The 19,280-nt window shown below is 59.3% G+C and carries 19 protein-coding genes; 9 read left to right on the forward strand and 10 right to left on the reverse strand.

Features of this window, described 5'->3' with window-relative positions; all coding sequences use genetic code 11:
* Positions 1–28: 28 nt before the first annotated feature.
* The 3 genes from AC2FGB_RS14250 to AC2FGB_RS14260 are packed head-to-tail and all read left to right on the forward strand — an operon-like array spanning position 29 to position 4,460.
* Positions 29–2,842 carry a molybdopterin oxidoreductase family protein gene (locus tag AC2FGB_RS14250; RefSeq protein WP_496694150.1) on the forward strand — a complete coding sequence of 938 codons (2,814 nt, stop codon included), beginning with the start codon at positions 29–31 and terminating at the stop codon, positions 2,840–2,842.
* Positions 2,839–3,588, forward strand: coding sequence for a 4Fe-4S dicluster domain-containing protein (locus AC2FGB_RS14255; protein ID WP_142637011.1), 750 nt, complete (start codon positions 2,839–2,841; stop codon positions 3,586–3,588). The genes AC2FGB_RS14250 and AC2FGB_RS14255 overlap by 4 nt, the downstream gene beginning before the upstream one ends.
* Positions 3,588–4,460: a dimethyl sulfoxide reductase anchor subunit family protein gene (locus AC2FGB_RS14260; RefSeq protein ID WP_142637012.1), complete on the forward strand. Its 873-nt coding sequence runs from the start codon at positions 3,588–3,590 to the stop codon at positions 4,458–4,460. Before AC2FGB_RS14255 ends, AC2FGB_RS14260 begins: the two co-directional genes overlap by 1 nt.
* A 99-nt stretch (positions 4,461–4,559) precedes the next feature.
* Here the strand turns inward: AC2FGB_RS14260 and dapA are convergent, their stop codons facing one another.
* Positions 4,560–5,432, reverse strand: a complete 873-nt coding sequence (gene dapA, locus AC2FGB_RS14265; protein ID WP_142637014.1) for a 4-hydroxy-tetrahydrodipicolinate synthase — start codon at positions 5,430–5,432, stop codon at positions 4,560–4,562.
* Between the two features lie 133 nt (positions 5,433–5,565).
* Between dapA and AC2FGB_RS14270 the strand changes: the two genes are divergently transcribed.
* A complete protein-coding gene (locus tag AC2FGB_RS14270; protein WP_142637260.1) occupies positions 5,566–7,530 on the forward strand; it encodes a lytic transglycosylase domain-containing protein in 1,965 nt (654 codons plus the stop codon).
* Here AC2FGB_RS14270 and AC2FGB_RS14275 read toward each other — a convergent pair.
* Together AC2FGB_RS14275 and mnmC2 are read right to left on the reverse strand one after the other, a co-directional pair.
* The gene (locus tag AC2FGB_RS14275) at positions 7,504–8,373 is read right to left on the reverse strand and encodes a DMT family transporter (RefSeq protein ID WP_496694151.1); all 870 of its coding nucleotides are present in this window, start codon (positions 8,371–8,373) and stop codon (positions 7,504–7,506) included. The two genes, AC2FGB_RS14270 and AC2FGB_RS14275, sit on opposite strands and share 27 nt — an antisense overlap.
* Positions 8,370–9,035 carry a tRNA (5-methylaminomethyl-2-thiouridine)(34)-methyltransferase MnmC2 gene (mnmC2, locus tag AC2FGB_RS14280; protein WP_496694152.1) on the reverse strand — a complete coding sequence of 222 codons (666 nt, stop codon included), beginning with the start codon at positions 9,033–9,035 and terminating at the stop codon, positions 8,370–8,372. Before mnmC2 ends, AC2FGB_RS14275 begins: the two co-directional genes overlap by 4 nt.
* A gap of 49 nt (positions 9,036–9,084) precedes the next feature.
* Between mnmC2 and AC2FGB_RS14285 the strand changes: the two genes are divergently transcribed.
* On the forward strand, positions 9,085–10,125 hold the full coding sequence (locus tag AC2FGB_RS14285; RefSeq protein ID WP_496694153.1) for an NAD(P)/FAD-dependent oxidoreductase: 1,041 nt from the start codon (positions 9,085–9,087) through the stop codon (positions 10,123–10,125).
* On the forward strand, positions 10,122–10,601 hold the full coding sequence (locus AC2FGB_RS14290) for a GNAT family N-acetyltransferase (RefSeq protein ID WP_271949719.1): 480 nt from the start codon (positions 10,122–10,124) through the stop codon (positions 10,599–10,601). The genes AC2FGB_RS14285 and AC2FGB_RS14290 overlap by 4 nt, the downstream gene beginning before the upstream one ends.
* On the opposite strand, the gene AC2FGB_RS14295 is transcribed toward AC2FGB_RS14290, so the two are convergent.
* The 4 genes from AC2FGB_RS14295 to AC2FGB_RS14310 form a co-directional block, all read right to left on the reverse strand.
* The gene (locus AC2FGB_RS14295; protein WP_281995405.1) at positions 10,593–11,381 is read right to left on the reverse strand and encodes an HTD2 family dehydratase; all 789 of its coding nucleotides are present in this window, start codon (positions 11,379–11,381) and stop codon (positions 10,593–10,595) included. The genes AC2FGB_RS14290 and AC2FGB_RS14295 overlap by 9 nt on opposite strands.
* A 49-nt stretch (positions 11,382–11,430) precedes the next feature.
* A complete protein-coding gene (locus AC2FGB_RS14300; protein WP_142637034.1) occupies positions 11,431–11,973 on the reverse strand; it encodes an NADPH-dependent FMN reductase in 543 nt (180 codons plus the stop codon).
* A 114-nt stretch (positions 11,974–12,087) separates the two neighbouring features.
* On the reverse strand, positions 12,088–12,759 hold the full coding sequence (locus AC2FGB_RS14305; protein WP_142637036.1) for a YiaD family glycine zipper/OmpA-like lipoprotein: 672 nt from the start codon (positions 12,757–12,759) through the stop codon (positions 12,088–12,090).
* A gap of 117 nt (positions 12,760–12,876) precedes the next feature.
* Complete coding sequence (locus tag AC2FGB_RS14310) at positions 12,877–13,569, reverse strand: helix-turn-helix transcriptional regulator (protein ID WP_271949714.1); 693 nt, start codon at positions 13,567–13,569, stop codon at positions 12,877–12,879.
* 103 nt (positions 13,570–13,672) lie between these two features.
* On the opposite strand from AC2FGB_RS14310, the gene AC2FGB_RS14315 reads away from it, so the two are divergent.
* Positions 13,673–13,858, forward strand: a complete 186-nt coding sequence (locus tag AC2FGB_RS14315) for a hypothetical protein (RefSeq protein WP_142637040.1) — start codon at positions 13,673–13,675, stop codon at positions 13,856–13,858.
* 2 nt (positions 13,859–13,860) lie between these two features.
* On the opposite strand, the gene AC2FGB_RS14320 is transcribed toward AC2FGB_RS14315, so the two are convergent.
* Positions 13,861–14,667 (reverse strand): RluA family pseudouridine synthase, encoded by an 807-nt coding sequence (locus AC2FGB_RS14320; RefSeq protein WP_496689914.1) that lies wholly within the window; start codon positions 14,665–14,667, stop codon positions 13,861–13,863.
* Between AC2FGB_RS14320 and AC2FGB_RS14325 the strand changes: the two genes are divergently transcribed.
* Together AC2FGB_RS14325 and AC2FGB_RS14330 are read left to right on the forward strand one after the other, a co-directional pair.
* A complete protein-coding gene (locus AC2FGB_RS14325) occupies positions 14,605–15,015 on the forward strand; it encodes a nuclear transport factor 2 family protein (RefSeq protein WP_496689915.1) in 411 nt (136 codons plus the stop codon). The two genes, AC2FGB_RS14320 and AC2FGB_RS14325, sit on opposite strands and share 63 nt — an antisense overlap.
* Positions 15,012–15,728: an SGNH/GDSL hydrolase family protein gene (locus AC2FGB_RS14330; protein ID WP_496694154.1), complete on the forward strand. Its 717-nt coding sequence runs from the start codon at positions 15,012–15,014 to the stop codon at positions 15,726–15,728. Before AC2FGB_RS14325 ends, AC2FGB_RS14330 begins: the two co-directional genes overlap by 4 nt.
* Here the strand turns inward: AC2FGB_RS14330 and rarD are convergent.
* Positions 15,719–16,621, reverse strand: a complete 903-nt coding sequence (gene rarD / locus AC2FGB_RS14335) for an EamA family transporter RarD (protein WP_496694155.1) — start codon at positions 16,619–16,621, stop codon at positions 15,719–15,721. The genes AC2FGB_RS14330 and rarD overlap by 10 nt on opposite strands.
* 143 nt (positions 16,622–16,764) lie before the next feature.
* Positions 16,765–19,218, reverse strand: a complete 2,454-nt coding sequence (locus tag AC2FGB_RS14340) for a GcvT family protein (RefSeq protein ID WP_496694156.1) — start codon at positions 19,216–19,218, stop codon at positions 16,765–16,767.
* Positions 19,219–19,280: the final 62 nt, after the last annotated feature.

The following is a 19,280-nucleotide window of genomic DNA, read 5'->3' on the forward strand; positions in this document are numbered from 1 at the left end:
TACCGGTCTGCAAACTACAGGGGCGCCTATGAACCAGCCAGTGATTGACACCTCGCCCAAAGTCTCGGACGAGATCCGGCAGACCACCTGTTACATGTGCGCCTGCCGCTGTGGCATCAACGTTCACATGAAAGACGGCAAGGTCGCCTATATCGAGGGCAACCGAGACCACCCAGTGAACAAAGGCGTTCTGTGCGCCAAAGGGTCCGCGGGCATTATGCAGGTCAACGCGCCGTCGCGCTTACGTAAACCGCTGCGCCGTGTCGGCCCGCGCGGATCGGGCGAGTTCCGCGAGATCGAATGGGACGAGGCAATCAGCACCGCCGTCGGCTGGATGAACGAGTTGCACGAAACCGCACCGCACAAGCTGGCCTTCTTTACCGGACGCGACCAAAGCCAAAGCTTCACCAGCTTCTGGGCACAGAATTTTGGAACCCCAAACTATGCCGCCCATGGCGGGTTCTGTTCCGTCAACATGGCAGCAGGGGGCATCTATACGATGGGCGGTGCGTTTTGGGAGTTTGGCCAGCCCGACTGGGACCACACCAAACTGTTCATGCTGTTCGGCGTGGCCGAAGACCACGACAGCAACCCGATCAAGATGGGGATCGGCAAGATCAAGGCACGCGGCGCACGGGTGATCGGTGTGAACCCGATCCGATCAGGCTATAACGCTGTGGCCGATGACTGGGTCGGGATCACCCCCGGCACCGATGGGTTATTCATCCTATCGCTGATCCATGTGTTGATGAAGGCGGGCAAGATCGACCTGGATTACCTCAGCCGTTATACCAACGCGCCTGTTCTGGTGAACGCATCCGAAGGCCCCGAGAAGGGTCTGTTCTTGCGCGATAGTGACGGCAAACCGCTGGTGATCGACCGGGCCACAGGCGAACTCACTGCGTTCGACAAGCCGGGCGTGCGCCCGGACTTGTCGGCTACTTACGAAAAGGACGGCGTCACCCATCGCCCGGTTTTCCACCTGATGGCCGAGAAATACCTAAGCGACGAGCACGCCCCTGAGGCCGTGGCTGACCGCTGTGGCATCCCGGCCAGTCGCATTCGCGCCATCGCGGCGGAAATCGCCCGCGTCGCCTTTGACGAGGCGATCGAGTTGGATCAGGAATGGACCGATTTCCGCGGCGAATCCCATGCTAAGATGATCGGTCGCCCGGTCAGCTTCCACGCCATGCGTGGCATCTCGGCCCATGCCAACGGGTTCCAGACCTGCCGCGCGCTGCACGTGCTGCAGATCATCCTCGGCACGGTCGAAGTTCCGGGCGGTTTCCGCTTCAAACCGCCCTATCCCAAACCAGTCGAGGCGCACCCTACCCCGCATGGCGACCGCCGCCCCGGCAGACCCCTGGAAGGCCCCCATCTAGGCTTCCCCCGCGGGCCCGAAGACCTGTTGCTGGACGACTGCGGCACTCCCCAACGGATCGACAAAGCATTCACATGGGAAAACCCGATGTCAGCCCATGGGCTGATGCATATGGTAATCTCAAACGCCGCCGCCGGTGATCCCTACAAGATCGACACGCTGTTCATGTATATGGCGAATATGTCGTGGAACTCCTCCATGAACACTAAAGGTGTGATGGAGATGCTGACCGCCAAGACCGAAGACGGCAAATACGTCATCCCAAACATCATCTATTCCGATGCCTATTCCTCGGAAATGGTGGCCTATGCCGACTTGATCCTGCCCGACACCACCTATCTTGAACGGCACGACTGTATCTCGCTGCTCGACCGCCCGATCTGCGAGGCAGACGCCGCCGCCGACGCAATCCGCTGGCCGGTGATCGAGCCCGACCGCGACGTGCGAGGCTTTCAGTCGGTGCTGGTGGAACTGGCCAACCGCATGAGCTTGCCAGGCTTTACCAACGAAGACGGTACGCCGAAGTGGAAAGACTACGCTGACTATATCGTTAACCATCAGCGAAAACCCGGTATTGGCCCGCTGGCCGGGTTTCGAGGCGAAAATGGCGACAAAGAAGGTCGTGGCGAGGTCAACCCCGACCAGCTAAATCGCTACATCGAAAATGGCGGCTTCTACGTCGCGCATATCCCCGAAGGGGCGGATTACTACAAACCCTGGAACGCTGCCTATCAGGATTGGGCAGTGGGGATGGGTATCTACGACAGCCCGCAACCCTATCTGTTCCAGCTCTATTCAGAACCGATGCGCAAGTTCCAACTGGCCGCCGAAGGCCACGGGGACCGGCAACCGCCGGAAAATCTGCGCCAGCGCCTCAAGGACACCATGGACCCGCTGCCGATCTGGTACGAAACCGATCAGCAGGGCAATGAAGGTTTCACAATCAATGCCCTGACGCAGCGCCCGATGGCGATGTATCACTCATGGGGCACCCAAAACGCCTGGCTGCGCCAGCTACACGGGCGCAACCCGCTTTATGTGCCAACCAAACTGATGCGCGAACACGGGATGCAGGACGGCGACTGGGCCAAAGTGACGTCTCCGCACGGGGAAATTACTGTTCCGGTCATGGAGATGGCCGCGCTGAATGAAAATACTGTCTGGACTTGGAATGCCATCGGCAAACGCAAAGGTGCTTGGGCCCTGCAGGAAGACGCACCAGAGGCCACCAAAGGCTTTTTGCTGAACCACCTGATCCACGAACTGCTGCCGTCAAAAGGCGATGGAATGCGCTGGGCCAATTCTGATCCGATTACAGGTCAGGCGGCTTGGTTCGACCTGAAGGTCAGGATCGAAAAGGCGGCGCCACCTTCGGATGCAGAAAGCCAGCCCGAATTCAAACCGATCAAATCACCGGTCGGCACCGGACCAAAAGATCTGGCGTGGAAGGTAGGAAAATGACCCAGCTCCCCCAATCCACAGACAAGAAAATGGGTCTGGTCATCGACCTGGACACCTGTGTCGGCTGCCATGCCTGTGTGATATCCTGCAAAGGCTGGAACACCGAAAACTACGGGGCGCCCCTGTCGGATCAGGACGCTTATGGCGGCAACCCGTCCGGCACCTTCCTAAACCGGGTACATTCCTACGAGGTCCAACCCGAACAGGGTCACGCCCAGCTGATCCACTTCCCCAAATCCTGCCTCCATTGCGAGGACGCGCCCTGCGTCACCGTCTGCCCCACCGGGGCCAGCTATAAGCGGGTCGAGGACGGTATCGTATTGGTCAATGAAAGCGACTGTATCGGCTGCGGGCTTTGCGCCTGGTCCTGCCCTTACGGCGCGCGTGAGATGGATATGGCCGAGGGCGTGATGAAGAAATGCACCCTCTGCGTGGATCGCATCTATAACGAGAACATACCCGAAGTGGACCGCGTGCCATCCTGTGTGCGGACCTGCCCCGCCGGAGCCCGCCATTTCGGTGATCTGGGCGACGCAGATAGCGATGTCAGCAAATTGGTCGCCGAACGTGGTGGCATGGATCTGATGCCTGAAATGGGCACCAAGCCCGTTAACAAATACCTGCCACCTCGCCCTAAAGATCAGATCGAGGACCAGGTCGACATTCTCGCGCCCCTTCTGGCCCCGGTAGCCGAAGAGCCCAAGGGCTTTCTGGGTTGGCTCGACAAGACACTGGAGAAGCTCTGATGCATCCGGCCCCATCTGTCATTATCTTCACTACCTTGTCCGGTCTGGGCTTTGGGCTGCTGTTTTTTCTGGGCCTTGGGATGCCGGATGTCACCGGGTGGGTGGCCTTCGTATTCTATGCCATGGCCTTTGGCCTGTCGGTGGGCGGGCTGATGGCCTCGACCTTTCACCTGGGCCATCCTGAACGTGCGTGGAAAGCATTCACCCAATGGCGGTCAAGCTGGCTCAGCCGTGAGGGTTGGTGCGCAGTGATCGCCTTGATTCTTCTGGGCTTCTACGCGCTGGGCGCCGTCTTCTTTGGACAGCGTTGGGGTGTTCTGGGCGTCCTTGGCGCGTTGTTTTCGCTGGCAACAGTTTTCACCACCTCAATGATCTACACCCAGCTCAAGACAATCCCACGTTGGAACATGAAACTGACACCAATCATGTTTCTGAGCTTCAGCCTTGCCGGTGGCTCGCTTCTGGCCGGTCAGGTCAGCCTTGCCGTCCCTCTGTTGGTGGTCGCTGCCGTTGCGCAGACATTTTACTGGTGGCAAGGGGATAAGGCATTTGCGAACTCAGGAACAAACCTTGGCACCGCTACGGGTTTGGGGCAGCGCGGGGCAGTGCGTGCGTTTGAGCCTCCACATACAGGTACAAACTATCTTCTGCGCGAATTTGTCCACGTGGTTGGCAGGAAACATGCGGACAAATTGCGGGTCATCTCGTTTGTGCTGGCCTTCCTATTGCCGGTCATCCTGCTGATCCTGCCGTTCAACCACTTCTTCGCTCTTCTGGCTGCGCTGTCGCATGTGGCAGGCGTTGCAGTTTCGCGCTGGCTGTTCTTTGCGCAGGCCGAGCATGTCGTGGGTCTGTATTACGGCAAACGGTAAAGAAGGGGGCCAGCCCCCTTCTTGGCCCAGACAGGCCAATTCATCCCCCGAGGTATTTTTGGCCAGATGAAGATCGGATCAGGCCAAGAACACCCCTGGTTACAGCAGACCTGCGTGGTTCATGGCTGCGTCGATAGTAGTTTTGGTGCTGTCGTCCAACGTGGTCAGGGGCGAGCGAACTTCTTCGCTGCATAGGCCCAGCTTGCTGAGGGCGTATTTGGCCCCGACCAGACCGGGTTCGATAAAGATCGCCTCATGCAGAGGCATCAGGCGGTCCTGATAAGTCAGCGCTTTGGCATAATCCCCCTGCAGGGTGGCCTGCTGGAATTCGGCACAGAGCTTGGGCGCAACATTCGCCGTGACCGAGATACAGCCCACACCACCATGCGCATTGAAACCCAGCGCCGTGGCGTCTTCGCCCGACAGTTGGCAAAACTCAGGCCCGCAAGAGGCGCGCTGTTGGCTGACACGCCCCAAATCTCCGGTTGCGTCTTTAACCCCAACGATCCTTGGCAACTCGGCCAGCTCACCCATCGTCTGGGGAGTCATGTCGATGACGGAACGGCCTGGAATGTTGTAGATGATGATCGGAATATCGGCACAATCATGTAGGGTGCGGAAATGCTGAATTAGGCCCTTCTGGGTCGGCTTGTTGTAATACGGGGTCACCACCAGAGCGGCATTCGCGCCGACTTGCTGCGCAAATTGAACGAATCGGATCGCCTCGACAGTGTTGTTCGAGCCCGCACCAGCGATCACCGGGACACGACCGGCTGCGGCATTGACAACTTCTGCCACCACCGTTTCGTGTTCTTCATGGCTTAGGGTTGGGCTTTCACCGGTGGTCCCCACCGGCACCAAACCGGTCGAGCCTTCCTGAATTTGCCATTCCACCAAACGTTTGAGCGTGCCCAGATCCAACTCGCCATTCGAAAACGGGGTAACGAGGGCTGGCATCGAGCCTTTGAACATGACACGCTCCTTGCTGTGCGGTTAGCAATTTTTGCGCCTTGGGCAATCACATTCCTAGCAATGTGTGTTGATCCCGCCGGCGCAAGGTTTATCCTAAATGGCTCTATCCTTGGTTGGTTGGGAAATGCAAGGCATGACACGCGTTCTGGCGCTTTTGACAGCGGTGATTCTGGCATCCTTCGGGCCGGCCCAAGCCGACTCGGTGGGCGATCTGCGCGCTGGCATGTATGAAATGCGAAAGGGCGATTGGAACGCAGCGCTGCAAGAGGCAGGCCCGCGCGGATCTGTGTCACGTGACATCATCGTATGGCATTGGCTGCGCGAGGGGTTCGGAAGCTCGGGCGATGTGCTGGTATTTCTGAACCGCAGGCCGGATTGGCCGGGGCTGGCATGGTTACGGCGCGAAAGCGAACCCGCCTTTACCGGGGCGGACCCGGACCGGGTGTTGAAATTCTACGCCGACATTGCCCCGCAAACGGCGGAAGGGGCGCTGAATTTCGCCGTAGCGCTGAAGGCTAAGGGACGGCAGGGTGATGCGCAGGCGGATATCGTCACCGCCTGGCGTACGATGCCGATGGGATCGGGCCTGCAGAAAGACTATATCGAGAACTTTGAAACATTGCTGAAACCCCACCACGCGGCGCGGCTGGACCGGATGCTGTGGGACGGTCATCTGATCAGCGCAGGACAAATGCTGCCATTGGTGAATGACGATCAGCGCAAGCTGGCCGAGGCGCGGATTGCATTGCAAAAACGTGCGCCGGGTGTTGATGCCAAAGTAGGGGCGGTTCCCGATTCCGTGGCCGGATCGGCGGGGCTTGCCTTTGACCGCTTTGTCTGGCGAGACAAAAAGGAACTGGATGACAGTGCGATTGATCTGATGCTGGCGCGGTCATCCAGCCCGGATGCTCTGGGCGAGCCAGACAAATGGGCCGAGGGCCGTCGCCGGTTGGCCCGGCTTGAGATGCGCAACGGTGATATGAGCCGCGCATACAAGATTGCCTCTAGTCACCATATGACGCCGGACATGGGCTATGCCTATGCCGATCTCGAATGGCTTTCCGGGTTCCTTGCCCTGCGTCGGTTGAATGATCCCGCAACGGCTGTACGGCATTTCCAAAACTTCTCGGGCGCGGTGCAGTCACCGATTTCCAAGGGACGCGGCGGGTATTGGCTGGGTCGGGCCTATGCCGCGCAGGGGGATGCGGAAAAGGCTTATGAGGCCTATGCCATGGGTGCTGATCACCAGACCTCGTTCTACGGGCTTCTTGCCGCCGAACGGATAGGGCGCCCCTTCGACAGCGATCTGGCAAACCCGCGAAGGGCACCGCACTGGAAACAAGCGGAGTTTGCCGATTCCAGCGTTCTGGAAGCGGGGCTATTGCTGTTGCGCGCAGGTGAGGCAAACCTATCCGAGCGGTTCCTGACCCATCTGGTTGAGGGGCTCGACCCCGTTCAGGCAAGCCAACTGGGCGATCTGGTCATCGAACTGAACGAACCACATCTGGCGGTGATGATCGCCAAGCGCGCCGCGACCACCGGCGTTGTTCTGCCCGCCGCGTATTACCCGGTTCATCCGGTGGCAGATCTAGGCCTACCTATGGCAAAGGAAATGACGCTAGCAATCGCCCGGCGCGAAAGCGAGTTTGACCCGGTTGTCATCAGCGGCGCGGGCGCGCGCGGGCTTATGCAGGTAATGCCCGCGACGGCGAAAGTTGTGGCCCGGAACATGGGCATTCTAAGCAGCCACCAAACCGGAAAACTGACTTCGGACTGGCGATATAACGCCAAATTGGGGGCGAATTACCTGTCCGAGCTGGCAGCAGAATTCAACGGCAATGTGGTGATGATGGCGGCGGGGTATAATGCCGGACCGGGCAGGCCGATCTCGTGGATGAAACGCAATGGCGACCCGCGCCGGGGTGAGGCCGATATCGTCGACTGGATCGAATTCATACCCTTTAGCGAGACCCGCAACTATGTCATGCGCGTCGCCGAAAGCCTGCCTGTGTATCGCGCACGGTTGGGGCAGCAGGCGTTGCCGGTGCCATTTTCCGAAGAACTGATCGGGTCAACTCTGGCGTCGTTCGCGCCATAAGGTGAACAGTCCGGCGGCAATAACCAATGTGGCCCCTGCAACAACCGCGGGTCGCAAGCTTTCACCAAAGACCGAGATTCCCAGAATGGCGCTCCACATCAGGTGAAAATAGGCAAAGGGCTGCACGGCGCTTGCCTCGGCCATTTCGTAGCACTTAATCAACAACCAATGTCCCAGAACTCCGGTCAGGCAGAGCAGGCCCATCCAAAGCCAGTCACCGCCCTGCATAGGCTCCCAAAACCACACGCCCACGGCCGTCATGGCAACCGCCCCGGCGATGCCGGTCCAGAAAAAACTGGTGGCGGTAGTGTCGCGCCGCGCCGCATAGCGGGTCAGCAGGCCATAGACGGCAAACATCAGGGCCGAGATCAACGGGATCACCGCCCACGGATTGAACACTCCCACCCCGGGCTGCAAAATGATCAGAACACCAATACACCCCACGCCGATGGCTGACCACCGACGCCAGCCGACCTTCTCGCCCAGAACGGGTCCGCTGAGCGCCGCCACCAGCAGCGGATAGCAGATGAAAACGGCCTGGCTTTCAATCAGGCCCAGGATGGTAAAGGCATAAACCGCGACGCAGATCTCTCCGGCCAGAAGCACCCCGCGCAGGATCTGCAGCCCAAGCTGGTTGGTGCGGGCCGTGGCCGCGATACCGCCGGGTGCGCGCAGCGCCTGAGCGACGACAAACGCAGCGAAGAACCAATAGCGGATCATCACGACCATATAGGTGTTATAAGTCCCGGCCAGATGGCGCGAGATACCGTCCTGCAGCGCAAACACCACGGTAGCCGCGATCATCAGCGCGATACCGGCGCGGGTGTTGTTCTGTTGGGTCAAGGCTTGACCGCCCGAGTCATGTGGCGCTTGCGCCCATAGCCCGGTGCGCGGGTGACGGTGAACCCTGCGTCCTCGAGCCCGCGCCGGACGAACCCGGCGGCGGTATAGGTAGCCGCAGAGCCATTGAGCGCCGTGTGATCGGATACCTGCTGCATCAGCTCTGCGCCCCAAAGTTCGGGGTTCTTGGCCGGAGAGAACCCGTCCAGAAACCAGGCATCGGCCTGCCCCGACCATGCGGACAGGGTGGACCGCGCGTCGCCCTCGATAACCTCAAGCTGCAGGGTGCCCAGATCGCAGGTACCGCCCTGCCATTGGGACAGGAACCGGTCGGCCCAAGGGGACAACTCAGGAAAGGCGGCCAGAGCACGCGTCATGTCGTCTGGCGCCATTGGATAGGCTTCGAAACTGGTGAATGTCAGCGGGGTCGTTTGGCCAGCCTTTTCCCATTCGGACCAGACAGTCAGCAAGTTCAGGCCGGTGCCAAAACCAAGCTCGGCAATATGAAACCCCGGCGCAAACCGCGCGGGCAGGTCATTGCCCGCCAAAAACACATGCCGCGTCTCCTCCAGCCCGTTCTGCAACGAGAAATAGGGGTCGTCGAAACGGCCTGAGACAGGTATCTGCCCGTCTTTCCAGGTCAGTTCGGCGCGCTGGTCTGCCATCGGGGAATCCTGTAGCTAAGCGGCGCGACACTGAACAAGGAAAAGGGGAATGGCAATGGTCGATGTGACGGTGCGAGGCGCGGGCATTTTTGGCCTTTCGATCGCCTGGGCCTGCGCTAGACGCGGCGCAAAAGTTCAGGTCATAGATCCTTTTGGCCCCGGTGCCGGGTCCAGCGGCGGTCTGGTCGGGGCTTTGGCCCCGCATGTGCCCGAGAACTGGAATGCCAAGAAAGCTTTTCAATTCGAAAGCCTGATCATGGCCGAACCCTTCTGGAAACAGGTTGAGGCGACCGGAGGCGTCTCAGCCGGATATGCCCGGTTGGGTAGGCTGCAGCCCATCGCAGATAGCCGCACGCTGGATCTGGCCCATGCACGTACGGTCACCGCCGCGGAGCTTTGGCAGGGGCGGGCCGAATGGCGCGTTGTTGCAATGGATGAGGTCGGGTCGTGGTGTCCTCCCAGCCCTACCGGCTTTGTGATCCACGACACGCTTAGCGCCCGGATGCACCCAAGGCGGGCATGTTCTGCACTGGTTTCGGCGCTGGCAGTGATGGGGGTTGAGGTCAAAACCGATGCGGCCAATCTAGGGCAGATCATTCACGCCACTGGGCTTTCTGGCCTGCTAGAACTGAACGACGCCTTTGGCAAAACGGTCGGCAATGGCGTCAAGGGACAGGCGGCTTTGCTGCGGTTCGATGCCGGGGACGTCTCCCAGCTGTTTGCAGATGCCTTTCACATTGTCCCGCATGCAGATGGTACTTTGGCCATCGGATCGACCTCGGAACGGGACTATGACGACCCAACCAGCACCGATGCTGCGCTGGATGATGTCCTGGACCGGGCCACGCGGGCGGTTCCGGTCCTACACGGTGCCGAAGTGATCGAACGCTGGGCCGGGATTCGACCCCGCAGCAAAAGCCGTGCGCCGATGTTGGGTGCGCATCCGCTGCACGCCGGAGAATTCATCGCGAATGGAGGGTTCAAGATCGGCTTTGGTATGGCGCCCAAAGTGGCAGAAGTCATGGCCGAACTGGTGCTTGAAGGACGCGATGAAATCCCCGCAGATTTTCAACCCGAGGCTTCTTTGTGACCTCCCTCGACGACACCCCAGTTCGCCTGCAACCGGACGATCCGATATTGCCACAGGTGTTACGCCTGATCCGCCACAGCTTTGCATTCATGGAGGGGCGTATAGACCCGCCCTCGTCAATGCATCGCCTGACCGAGGAAACGCTTAGGCAACAGGCCCGCGACCACGAGGTTTGGATCATAGGCAATCGCCCGGATGCGGTCGTCTTTTTGACACCCAAACAGGACTGTCTGTATCTGAGCAAACTGGCTGTGGACGAAACCCGACGTGGTCAGGGGCTGGCACAGCGTCTGGTCGATCTGGCATCCGCGCGGGCGGTTGAAATAGGTTTTGCGACGCTGGAACTGAAGGCACGGGTCGAATTGGTCGAAAACCATGCCTCCTTTGCCCGGATGGGCTTTGTCAAAACGGCGGAAACGGCGCATCCCGGGTTCACCCGGGCGACCTCGATTACCATGCAGAAACATTTAGGCTGAGGCTTCGGCAATCATACATTGGCGCCCGTCTGCCGCACGCACCCACAGGGTATTGCCCCTCCGGCACAGGCTCGCAGTTTCGAAATGCATCAATGCCGAGGTTGCGCGGAAAGAAAACTGCGCCAATGGGCCCATCACATCTTCCGCAAACAACATCAGGTGCTGCGCCAAAAGCGGGCCATGCACGACCAGCCCGGCATATCCTTCGACATCACGGGCATAGTCGATGTCATAGTGAATGCGGTGTCCGTTAAATGTCAGGGCCGAGTAGCGAAACAGCATTGTGCTGTCGAAGGACAGCTCGCGATGTTCGGTTTCATCCTGCCTGGCCAGTGGTGCCGGAGGGGTGGCCGTATCTGCCGAGGGGTCTTGGCGGTAAACCAGATCCTGCCATTCGGTCAGGCGCAGCGCACCGCTCTGCCAAACCTCGTGGCGCAACGTGACAAAGCCCAAGGGGCCGGTGCGTCCCGATTTCGAACTCGAACTTTCACATAGCGATCGCCGTTCGGCTAACTGACCTGCTATCAGAGGCGCGAAAAACTCCAAGCGTCCGCCTGCCCACATTCTGCGGGGTAAGCCCATATCGGGGATCAGGCCCCCGACTTTGGGATGTCCGTCGCGCCCAAGTTGGCCGGGTGGCTGCGGAGTCCAGAAGTACAGGTGATGAAAGAACGGCGGCAACGCAGTGCCGCCCCTCACAGTTGCCTGTTTCCCAAGCGCCATCTGCAACGCGCCAGCACGGGCTGCGTCCATCACATCTGTCTGAATTTCCATCGACATAGCGCAAGATTAGGCGGCCTGCCCCATACGGGCAAGCAAACCGGCAGTTTCAGAAACCGGCCTCTGACCGCAAGTTCCTCATCAAGGTCCGAAGGGCGTTTTCATAGCGTTCGTTAACCAGCTTGCCCTGCGCGTCGAATTCGTTCGAACTGTCGGCCAGATGAATTTCCGGCCCTTGCAAGATGCGCGTCTGGAACGGAACCATATAGCTGCGCAGTATCATCTGTGCACGTTCCCCGCCGGCACGACCCGCAGCGGCAGACATCACCGCAACCGGCTTGTTCGCCCAGGGCTTATCCTTGGTGCGACTTACCCAATCCAGCGCATTCTTCAACACGCCGGACGGCGCTTTGTTATATTCCGGCGTCGAAATGATCACCGCATCCGCACGGGCGATCTGACCGGCCAAAACCTGAACGCCCTTGGGGATGCCCTCGCCTTCTTCAAGATCGCCGTCATAGAGCGGCAAGTTCAGGTCAGCCTCGATATGGGTGCCCGGCTCAAACAGCCGCGCCGCCTCGCGAAGCAGTTTTCGGTTGGTGGCATTTTGGCGCAGCGAACCTGACAGGCTCAGAAGGATCGGTTCGGACATAAAGGTCTCCGTTCAGGCGTTTTCCAGAAGGTAGCTCCTGATCACCGCCAGCCAAAGCCCACTTGACGCGCAGTCAATGTGCAAAAACGGGCACCTTGACGGTGCCCGGTCACATCAGGTGTTGCCGTTGGGGATGATTTCGATATCAACCCGACGATTCCGCGCCTTCCCTTCGGGTGTGAGATTCGAGGCCGCAGGTCGGTTCTCACCCAAACCGATGGTGCTGATACGGGCCCCGTTCACACCATTGGCTTGCAGAACATCCGCCACGGACCTAGCCCGACGCTCAGATAGGGCCTGATTATAAGAGGCTTCGCCATCACTATCCGTATGGCCAATGACCTGAACGGCCGAGTTGGGATATCTCACCAAATTCTGACCCACCCGGACCAAATCAGAACGCAATGCAGGCCGTACGGTCGAGCTGTCGGTGTCAAAGGTGATGTCGTTGGGGACGGTAACAATCAGGCGGTCGCCCGCGTTGACGATTGTGATGCCGTCATTTGCCAGCTGCTGGCGCAACTCAGCCGCCTGACGGTCCAGTTGATTGCCGATAAGGCCGCCACCTGCCGCACCGATTGCACCACCAGCCAGCGCACCCAAAAGCGGATCCGAGTCGTTCGCAATGGCCCCGACACCGGCACCAACCAACCCACCCAAAAGCGCACCCTGTTTGGTATTTTGATTGGGGTCCGAGGGCAAGTTCAGCGTTCCGGGGTCGGTGCAGCCCGCCAAGAACAAGGCCGAGCAAAGCCCAGCAGAAACAACAAGCTTGGAAATCGTCATGATATCACCTTCTGCTCAGAGGCCCGTTTGCCGGGTCCCATTATTTGGCACAGTATATCGCCCTGCCCCCCCGCAGGCTCAAGCAACAATCAGGTGATATCGGCGAATACCCGCCGTTCAATGGGCCTCGGCAGGGGAACCCCATTGGTTCTGCTCCTGCCAGATCTCCCGCAGCGGCTGCCCTTGGCCGCAGAAATGATCGTCAACCATTTCGCAGGCCCAGACGCGATCGGTCCGAAAATGGCGAAAACCGTTGCGCAATTCGCACCACGCAACCAGCATCGTGCACTCGATATGATAGATCAGGGCAACCGGACGGACGACCCGTTCGGAGCGAACGTCTTGCGAGCTGACATATGTGAGGCGAAGCTTGCGCTCGTCCCGGATGGCTTCGCGGTAATTCACGACCGGGATACAGCCCTTGGCCGGATCATCAACCGGAGCCCCCCAAGGCGCGACCTGCAACCAGTCGGGACTTGCGCGCAGGCCTTCTATTTTCCGGCAAATGCGTTTGGCGGCCTCCTGCAGGGTACTGTCGCCGGTCCGTGCCAGCATTGACAGACCGACCCAAAGCGCCTCGACCTCTTCAGCGTCGAAGTTCAGTGGTGGCAAGTCATAGCCCCGCCGCATCAGATACCCGACGCCGGCTTCGCCCTCGATCGGTGTGCGTTGGGCCTGCAGTGCCGCGATGTCGCGATACACCGTGCGCACCGAGACTTCGAGCTTTTGCGCCAGCATCTCAGCGGTAACCGGAGCGTCGGCGGCACGCAGAATCTGGATGATTTCAAACAGGCGGGACGAACGGCGCATGGCAAACTCCGGTTTCTCTGCTGACACCTTAGCACACCCCCCTGACAACGCGCTGTCAGGAGTGATGCGGGATGCTGGTTCAACAATTCACAGGAGATTACTGATGCCCAGCCTCGACAATCACGTAATGATGACACTGCAACTGGGACGCTGGTCCCAGGACCATACCCTGCGCGCCTTTGAAATCGAACGCGAGATCATGGCCAGCCGCCAGCCCTGCGCCCCAAAGAAACGCACCAGACGGTTTTCGTTGGGCAATCTCAAGCTGCTTTGGACCAATCCCGCCTGAGCCTAGAACCCGGCCTTGGCGCGAAACTTCATCGACGTCCCGCTATCGGGGCTTTTCAGGCGCAATTCCTCGGAATGCAGCATGAGGCGCGGAAAGGCCCGTGCCTCACCTTTTGCGTAGAACGGATCACCCAAAATCGGATGGCCCAGCGCCAGCATGTGAACCCTCAGCTGGTGCGAGCGTCCGGTTTTCGGGAACAGGCGTATGCGGGTGGTGTTGCCTTCGTATTTGACCACACGCCAATCCGTCACCGCAGGTTTGCCGGTCTCATGGCACACCATTTGCAGCGGCCGATTGGGCCAGTCGACAATCAACGGCAGATCAACGGTTCCGGTCTTTTCCTCGACCAGACCCCAGACGCGGGCGATATAGGTCTTGCGAGTCTGACGCTGTTCAAATTGCATGCTCAGATTGCGCTGCGCATGGGGCGTCTGGGCAAAAACCATCACGCCCGAGGTATCGCGGTCCAACCGATGCACAAGCAGCGCCTGCGGAAACGCCGCCTGCACACGGGTCAGCAGACAATCGGCCAGATGCTCTCCGCGACCCGGTACGGACAAAAGCCCCGAGGGCTTGTTCACCACAATCAGATGCGCATCTTCGTGCAGCACATCCAGCGGTGTTTTCGGGGGATCGTAGGTCTCGCTCATGCGGGTCTGCCTATCGCAAGCGACAACCTCCCGCAACGTCGCGCTTGCCTGAACTGAATAGTTCAGCAAATCATGCGACAACTCGGAGGAGAAACCATGCACCCGACAATCGAACAACTGAAAGATGTCATCACAAAAGGCGATGAAAGTCTGATTCACGAGTTTCTGGCAGAAGACGTGCGTTTTCTGCCGCCGACCTACTACAGCACCTGGGCCGGGCGCGAACCCGTGGCGGCTCTGCTGGGGCATGTGGGGCAGGTATTCTCGGACTTCAGCTATCGTCGGATCATGGGTGAAGGCAAAGACTGGGCGCTGGAATTTCAGTGCAAGGTTGGTGATCTGGATGCGGTTGGTGTGGACTTGATCCGGCTGAATGATGAAGGCTTGATCGAAAAGTTCGAAGTGGTCATGCGCCCACTTAAAACCATTGCAGCCCTGCGCACCGAGATGATGGCACGCGTGGCAAAAGACCCTCGCTTTATCAATTTCAGGGACGCTTTGGGTTGACCAAGCCTGCCCGGATCGGAGCTGATCAGTTTCTGAGATTACCGCTGTTGCCACTATTGGCGGCACAGGGGATTTCAGTTCGACGAAAGGCGCGGTTCCTGCCCGAACCGACCGGGCCGCGCGAAGGCCGTGAAGGGCGCGGCCCGCGTTTGCGGTTGCTAATCGCAGGCGACAGCTCGGCAGCAGGTGTTGGCGCTGGCACCCAGGCGCAGGCTTTGTCCGGGCAGTTGGTCGCACAGCTAGCAAAAAGCCACAGTGTCGAATGGCGGCTCGAGGCTATGACAGGGCATACAACGCTGGATACACTGAAACGCCTTGACGGTCTGACAGATCAATTTGATGCCGCCATTACGGCGCTTGGCGTCAATGACGTCACCCGTGGCGTCACTAAAAAGCGGTTTGTCGAACACCAATCCCGTCTGATGCACCTGATCACCGACCAGCTTGGAGCCCGGCGTGTCATTGTAACGGCCGTTCCCCAGATGGGTCGGTTTCCCGCCTTGCCGCAACCGCTTGCCTGGGTGCTGGGGCGTCAGGCAGCCCGCCTGGACCAAGGCCTGCAACAGATTGCGACCGGCTTCCCGCAAATCCGCCATCTGTCCATTGATTTACCCGATGACCCGGCGTTGGCCGCACCGGACGGCTATCATCCCAGCCCCAAAGCCTATGCGATCTGGGCGCAGGGGGCCGCCGAATTGTTGCGTCAGGCCTGAGCCCGTATCTGCCGGATCATCGGGATCGAGTAGACCACAAGTGCGGCCCAGATCAGCGGAAACGCAATCATACGGCCGCGGTCAATCTGCTCTCCAAAAACCGCGATGGCAGTCACAAAAATCATGGTCGGCGCGATGTATTGCAGGATGCCCATCGTCGACAGGCGCACCAGTTTGGCACCATTGGCATAGATCAGCAACGGCACTGCGGTCACCACCCCTGCCCCGGCCAGCAGCATGGTGTCGGTTGCGACCAGCCCGAAATGCCCCGTCCCGTTGACCCCCAGCCAAGTCACATAAACCAATGCGGGGATCAGCAGGATCAGCACTTCCAGCAAGAACCCCTGATTTGGCCCGATGGGGAGTGAGCGTTTGAAGAAGGCGTAGAACCCCCAGCTGAACATAAGCCCCAGCGCCGCCCAAGGCAGGCTTCCGGCCTCTACAACAAGAACCACCACCCCGGCTGCGGCCAACCCAACAGCAATCAGCTGCGTCCGGTTCAAAGGTTCGCGCAGCAGCACCGCGCCCAGCGCGATACTGAACAGCGGATTTATGTAATAGCCCAGCGCTGCGTCCAGCGCATGCCCACTGGCTATGGCCCAGACATAGATCGCCCAGTTCACCGATATCAATGCAGCCGTCAGACAGGCCATGCCCAGCATCTTGGGATCGCGCAAAGCTGACTTCAGATCCCGCGTCCGCCCCAGTGCGATCAGCAATAGTCCGGCAACGGGTACAGACCAGATGATCCGATGCGCTACGATCTCAACCGGTCCGATATGGGCCACCGCCTTCATGTATAAAGGCAAAAACCCCCACAAAACATAAGCCGTAACCGCCAGAACAAGGCCTTTTGGCGTATCGGCATTCTGTGCGGGTGTTGCGTTGGCCATTGCAGGTCTCCGGGGGGTACCGGTCGTCTTTACGGTAATCCAGACATGCTTGGGAACCGCGAAAACTGTGAAGCGGCCCATCAGGATATTTGATATGTGAGACCAGAACAAAGCCGGAGCGCCGCAGCGCTCCGACAATTTGATTACACTTTGACGCGTTCGGATTTCGGATCGTACATCGGTTTCAACGACGCCTCGGCCTTTACCTTCACGCCGCACACGTCGATCTCATAGGTTGACCCCAGAACATCCGCCGCCTTCTCACCCTCGCAGGGCACATAGCCCATACCGATAGCGCCACCCAAAGTATGACCATAATTGCCCGAGCTGAGATAGCCGACATATTCCCCGTCCCGCACGATCGGTTCATTATGGAACAACAGCGGTTCCGGGTCGGTCAGGCGGAACTGAACCAGGCGGCTTTTCGGCCCGCTTTCCTTGCGGGCAATCACTGCCTCGCGCCCGATAAAGTCACAGCCTTTGTCCACCTTGACCGCAAAACCAAGCCCGGCATCCACGACGTTGTCCTCGCACGTGATGTCATGACCAAAATGGCGAAAGCCCTTTTCGATCCGGCAACTGTCCATCATGTGCATGCCACAGAGTTTCAGGTCCATGTCCTGACCCGCCTCATGCAGCGTCTCGAACACATGGCCCGCCATATCGGCGGACATGTAGATCTCCCATCCCAGCTCGCCCACATAGGTCACCCGATGAGCGCGGGCCAGGCCCATGCCAATCTCAATCTCTTGTGCGGTGCCAAAGGGGTTGGTCGCGTTCGAGAAATCCGCCGGCGAGACCTTTTCCAGCAAAGCGCGCGCATTGGGGCCCATCACGGCCAAAACGCCTTCGCCAGCGGTGACATCGGTTATGACCACGTTGAAGCTACCCACATGGCGCATCATCCAGGTCTGATCCGCCAGCCGCGTCGCCGCCGGGGTCACGACCAGATAGGCGGTCTCGGTCAGACGGGTCACCGTCACATCCGCCTCGATCCCGCCGGTGCGGTTCAGGAACTGGGTATAGACGATCTTGCCGTTCGGCACCGAATAATCGCCGCCCCCGATATAGTTCATGAACGCCTCGGCATCCGGTCCTTCAACGCGAATCTTGCCAAAAGAAGACATGTCGTACATGCCCACATTCTCGCGCACCGCGCGGTGTTCAGCAGCTGAGTTCTCGAACCAGTTCTGACGTTTCCAACTGTACTGGTATTCGCGCTCCTGCCCCGGATTTGCGTACCAGTTTGCACGCTCCCAGCCCGCCAGTTCACCAAACACCGCGCCCTGCTCTTTCAGATGGTGATGGAACGGGGTGCGCCGAACACCGCGCGCAGTGGCTTTCTGGCGATAGGGGTAGTGGTCGGCATAAAGCAGGCCCAGCGTCTCTTTCGAACGCTGAAACAGGTATTGCTTATTGCCCTGAAACGGCTGCATCCGGCTGATATCCACATCGCCCAGATCAAACGGTTTCTCGCCGCTATCCATCCATTCCGCCAGCGCCATGCCCGCACCGCCCGCAGATTGAATGCCGATCGAGTTGAAGCCCGCCGCGACCCAGACATTGTCCATCTCGGGCGCGAGACCCAGATGATAAGCGTCATCCGGAGTAAAGGATTCAGGGCCGTTGAAAAAGGTATGAATGCCCGCCTCGGCCAACATCGGCATCCGGTTACACGCCGCTTCTAGAATGGGCTCAAAATGATCAAAATCTTCGGGCAGCTGATCGAATTCGAAACTGTCCGGGATGCCCTTCATCGCCCAAGGTTTGGCATTAGGCTCAAACGCGCCCAGCAGGATTTTACCGGCATCTTCCTTGTAATAGGCGCATTCATCCGGCACTCGCAGAACCGGCAGTTGCGAAAGTCCGTCAATGCCTTCGGTGACGATGTAGAAATGTTCGCAGGCGTGCAGCGGGACGTTCACACCGGCCATCCGGCCGACCTCATGCCCCCACATGCCGGCGCAGTTCACCACCATATCACATTCGATATGGCCCGAGCCGCTGCCGTCATCGGCAACCCAGTCCACGCCCGTCACGGTACGGCCCTGTTTGGTGATGTCGGTGACCTTCACCCGTTCCTTGGTAATGGCACCGCGTTGCCGTGCGCCCTTGGCCAGGGCCAGCGCGATATTGGCCGGGTCACCCTGCCCGTCCAGCGGAAGATAGACCGCGCCCTTGACGTCTTCGACATTCAGATGCGGATACATTTCCTTGACGCGCTCATTGGAAATCTCTTCGACCTCAACGCCAAAGGCACGTGCCATGGCAGCCAGGCGATAGATCTCTTCACGGCGTTCCTCAGTCAGTGCCACGGTAATCGATCCACAGCGTCTAAGCCCGGTGGACACGCCGGTTTCCTCTTCCAGCGCGCCGTAAAGCTCCTGCGTGTATTTTGCCAGTTTGGTCATGTTGGACGAGGCCCGCAGCTGAGCGATCAGACCCGCCGCATGCCATGTGGTGCCGCTGGTCAACTGCTTGCGTTCAAGCAGCACAACATCGCTCCAACCTTTCTTGGTCAGATGATAGGCAACCGAGCATCCGATGACGCCGCCGCCGATGATGACAACTCGGGCTTTGTTTGGAAGATCAACCATCCTGAGGTCTCCGCTGAATCAGGTTTTGGGCACGTTGCCATGGAAGATCGGCAATAAATGCA

It is taken from the genome of Ruegeria sp. CDSC021 (genome assembly GCF_059610845.1).